The 4,240-nt window shown below is 67.7% G+C and carries 3 protein-coding genes and 1 rRNA gene; all 4 read right to left on the reverse strand.

The window, feature by feature from the left end; genetic code table 11:
* Positions 1-800, reverse strand: an 800-nt coding sequence (locus AC1D1S_RS19560) for a thioredoxin-like domain-containing protein (RefSeq protein ID WP_476995262.1), incomplete at its 3' end; no start/stop codon positions are given.
* Complete coding sequence (locus tag AC1D1S_RS19565) at positions 797-2,971, reverse strand: bifunctional copper resistance protein CopD/cytochrome c oxidase assembly protein (protein WP_476995263.1); 2,175 nt, start codon at positions 2,969-2,971, stop codon at positions 797-799. The genes AC1D1S_RS19565 and AC1D1S_RS19560, both read right to left, overlap by 4 nt.
* A gap of 253 nt (positions 2,972-3,224) precedes the next feature.
* Positions 3,225-3,512, reverse strand: coding sequence for an HU family DNA-binding protein (locus AC1D1S_RS19570; protein WP_011776355.1), 288 nt, complete (start codon positions 3,510-3,512; stop codon positions 3,225-3,227).
* 567 nt (positions 3,513-4,079) lie between these two features.
* Positions 4,080-4,196 (reverse strand): 5S ribosomal RNA (rrf, locus tag AC1D1S_RS19575).
* Positions 4,197-4,240 lie beyond the last annotated feature (44 nt).

Below are 4,240 nucleotides of genomic sequence, written 5' to 3' on the forward strand. Positions count from 1 at the left end.
GAGTCGGCAATGACGACGTCGTAACCAGCGGCCGCGGCGACATCCTCGGGCAGCAGCACCAGGCCCTGCGGTTCGTTGAACCGGGCGGTGGCGGCGTTGCCGTCGGCGTGGCCCTTTTCGCCCGAGCCGTAAGTGGCCAGCACGGTCTGAAAGTCGGTAGAGAGTTCCACGAGCCGGTGATGGCCGGTGTCGGTCACCAGCCACGAACCGTCGCCGGCACTTCCGACGCCGCGGCCGGCGGGCAGGAACAGGGCCTTGCCCGGGAAGCGCAGCGTTCCCGACGTCGGTTCCGGCGCCACGTAGGGGCCGTCGCCCCGGTGCAGGGTGCCCCTGGCTTCGTGTTCGGCGATCAGCTCGGGGATCAGGACGGCGAGGCCGTCCGCGTGGCCCTCGCCGGAGAGGTGCGCGACGATGTAGCCCTCGGGATCGATGACCACCAGGGTCGGCCAGGCCCGGGCCGTATAGGCCTTCCAGGTGTCCAGCTCGGGGTCGTCGAGGACAGGGTGGCGGATCTCGTAGCGTTCGACGGCGGCCGCCAGCGCCACGGGATCGGCCTCGTGCTCGAACTTGGGCGAATGCACGCCGACCGTCACGAGGACATCCGAGTACTGCTGCTCGAGCGGGCGGAGTTCGTCCAGGACGTGCAGGCAGTTGATGCAGCAGAACGTCCAGAAGTCCAGCAGCACGATCTTGCCGCGCAGGGATTCAAGGTCCAGGGACTTGCCACCGGTGTTAAGCCAGTTGCGGCCCACCAGTTCGGAGGCCCGGACCCGGAGGTGGGTGCGTACGGTTTCGGTCATGAGCGTCCTTCCAGCTTTGAATTGCGTTCGGCAAGCCTGGCGTCGCGCTCGGCCAGCTTGGCAAACATATCGTTGTAAGCGGTGAGATCGGCGTCGTTATTCCTGTCCGCCGCCCGGTCGGTGCGTTTGGACTCGCGCGCGTCGGAGCGGGACCACATCACGGCGACACCGATCGCTACCAGCAGGGTTGGAACTTCGCCGATCCCCCACGCCACGGCACCGCCCATCTGTTGGTCCAGCAGGGCAGCGGGGCCCCAGGTCCGCCCGAGGTTGCCGAAGTAGTCGGCGGCCAGCAGTCCGGTGCCGCCCATGATGGCGACGCCGAAGAACGCGTGGAAGCCCATAGTGGCCAACAGGAGCAGCAGCCRCATGGGGTACGGTGCGCGGCGCGGCAACGGATCGGTGCCGATCATGGTGAGCACGAAGATGTAGCCGGTGAGGGCGAAGTGCAGGTTCATGAGTTCGTGGCCCACGTGGTCCCGCATCGCGTAACCGAAGGCGTCCGAGTAGTAGAAAAGCACGATCGAGCCGGCGAAGTTGGCGGCCGCGAACAGCGGGTGGGTCACCAGTTGCGAGAACTTGGAGTGGATGAAGATCATGAGCCACTCGCGCGGGCCGCGGGAGCTGTCGCGCCGGGGGGTGAGCGCCCGCAGTGCCAGCGTGACGGGGGCGCCGAGGACCAGGAAGATGGGAGCCACCATGGTCAGGGCCATGTGGTCCACCATGTGCGCCGAAAACAGCACCCTGCCATAGACCGACGGCGGCCCCGAGGTCACGTAGGTGAGGACCATGAGTCCGAGCACCCAGTTGACCGTCCTGAACCAGGGCCACGAGTCGCCCCGTTTCAGCACCCTTCGTACGCCAAGGAGGTAGGACACCAAGCCAAACACGACGACGGCGATCCAGAGCCAGTCGAGCCGCCACTCCGTGAGCCATCGGTCCGGGGTCAGTTCCGGCGGCAACTCGTAGCCCGAGAGGATGAAGGCCGGCGAAGCGTCGGGGGCGAAAGTGGTGGGCTGCGGCGGGGCGGAACGCCCCAGCGCGACGGCGATCCCGGACGTCGCCCCCATGATGATCAGCTCCACGATCACCAACTGCCACAACACCCGGCGCGCGGACCTGCCCATGGCGCGGTTGCCCAGCTGCGGGATGACCCAGCGGCGGTGCATGAGCCCGATGCCGCCCAACACCAGGACCGCTGCCGTCTTGGCCAGGATCAGTTGCCCGTAGGCCGAGCCGAAGAGGTCTGCCCATGTGGTGAGGCGGATACTGGCGTTGATCACGCCTGAGGCGAAGACCAGGGCGAAGGCAAAGCCGGCCAGGGATGAGAACCGGCGCAGGGTTGGCTCGGTGATGTCTGCTGTCCCCGAGCCTGCCCCGGAGGTGCGGGCACCGGCGCCTGCGCCTTCCAGGACGCCGGAGAGGACTGCGAGCATGATGATGCCGCCCACCCATGCCGATACGCCGACCAGGTGCAGGCCGAGCGAGTTGATGGCGCCCTCGTGGTCGCTGGAGCTGGAGGAGTGTCCGATCAGGGCAGCGGGAACCAGACCGATCAGCGAAAGGACCAACGTCAGTGCCAGGCCGCCGCGGGACCGCACTCCGAACAGGGCGGTGGTAACGACGGCGGCGATGATGACGACAGCCAGCCACGCGCGTCCGGTTTCGATGTCCGTCATGAAGTACACGAGGGAGCGGGTGAATTCCGGGTCCCCGGAGATGCCCTGCCCCGCAATGTCCGCGTAGCCCAGGACCAGTACGGTGATCGCGGACAGCGTCCAGACGGCGCCTGCGGCCGCTGCCACGGCCAGCGCCCGGGTGAAGGCCGGATGTTCCGGGGCGTCCTGCTCCTTGGACCGGGAGCTGTTCCTGTTTCGCGGCAGGATGCCGACGGCGAAGATAAGGCCGCCGATCACGGTGGCGACAGCGACGTTGTGGATCGCTTTGCTCACCGGAAGCCCCCAGCGCACCAGCGCACCTGGATCTGAGACCTCGCGGGCGGCTGCTGCGCCGGAGAAGATCAGTGCCRCTACCAGGCCAATAAACAACGCGCCAAGGCCTGCGATCAGCCAAGGCCGGGCAATCCCGGCGGGACCGGAGCCAGGGCCGCGTGCGTCCCCGGGGGGAACGGGCGCTGCGGTTGTGGGCGTGGGATTTACTGCGGAAGGCACACCTCCATTGTCCGCTACGCCGCCTTGCTCAGCGAATCGGCCCCGGCGGCTGGGCCTCCGGGGATCCGTCCAGCCGGCGCGGCCTTCAAAGGGCTGCAGATTGGTCGGGAAGGCAGCCCGGCCGGCCTAAGACCGGTTAGGGACCGGTTACGGACCGGTTAGGGACCGGCCGGCGGCTGGCCGGGGACTGGCCGGGGACGCAAAAGGAGCGGCAACCCGAGGGTTGCCGCTCCTTTCAAGCCTGCGAAGAAGACTACTTCTTCTTGGCGACTGCAGCCTTCAGCTTGGAGCCGGCGGTCAGCTTGACGCTGTGGCCAGCGGCAATCTGGATGGTCTCGCCGGTCTGCGGGTTGCGGCCGGTGCGAGCTGCACGGTCGGTGCGCTCTACGGCGAGCCAGCCCGGGATGGTGATCTTCTCGCCCGCGGCGACAGAGGTCTCGAAGACCTCGAACAGTGCGTCGAGCACGGAGTTGACTGCTGCCTGGCTGGTGCCGGCCTTGCCTGCTACCTCTGCAACAAGTTCACTACGGTTCTTAGCCATTTATGTCCTCCTGGACGGTCACGATTTTTGGAGCCTGCACACGGCATGCGTACAAACCACTGTTCGAAAACTTACCAGCTTGGCGCCTCAGAGGTGGCAAATTCCGCGTGTTTTCGGCCTTTTTTGGGGAAAATCACTGGAATCGGGCGCCGATCGCCGTCAAATTGCGCCGAGAGCGGAAGCCCCCTCGTCGGTGCCGTTTCACCCAGTTCCGCCGCCGTCCCCGCCGGCGGACTTTCCGCCGCCAGGAAGCCAGCCCGGGCGCTGCCCGCTGGGCACCGGTCCCATGGTCCTGGCGGGCCGTGAGGGGGGCCTTGGCGGGGGCGACGCCGGCACCCGTCTTGGATGCCCTGCCGGCTGCCCGGGGGAGGTGGGGCGCTCGTGGGGGGCCCTGGGACCTGTGTTCTGGCAGGCCGTGACCCGGGTTCGGCTGGGCAGCTGGCCCTGGTCTTGTCCGGTCCGGKTTCCGCCCCGGGTCGGGGACCCCGGCCCGGCTCGGTCCTGGGAGGCCGGTTAAATGCGGGAGGACCCCCACCTGGTGGTGGGGGTCCTCGACCGTTAATGGTGTTCCGGCGGTGACCTACTCTCCCACACCCTCCCGGGTGCAGTACCATCGGCGCTGTGGGTCTTAGCTTCCGGGTTCGGGATGGGACCGGGCGTTTCCCCCACGCTATGACCGCCGTAACCCTTGCTCCGCCACGCACCCGCTGGGCGGGGGTGGGGAAATC

Source organism: Arthrobacter sp. P1_A5, from assembly GCF_056406825.1.

Excerpts from the sequence above, each read along its gene's own strand:
- AC1D1S_RS19570 (WP_011776355.1), bottom strand. The coding sequence starts at position 3,512 with ATGGCTAAGAACCGTAGTGAACTTGTTGCAGAGGTAGCAGGCAAGGCC.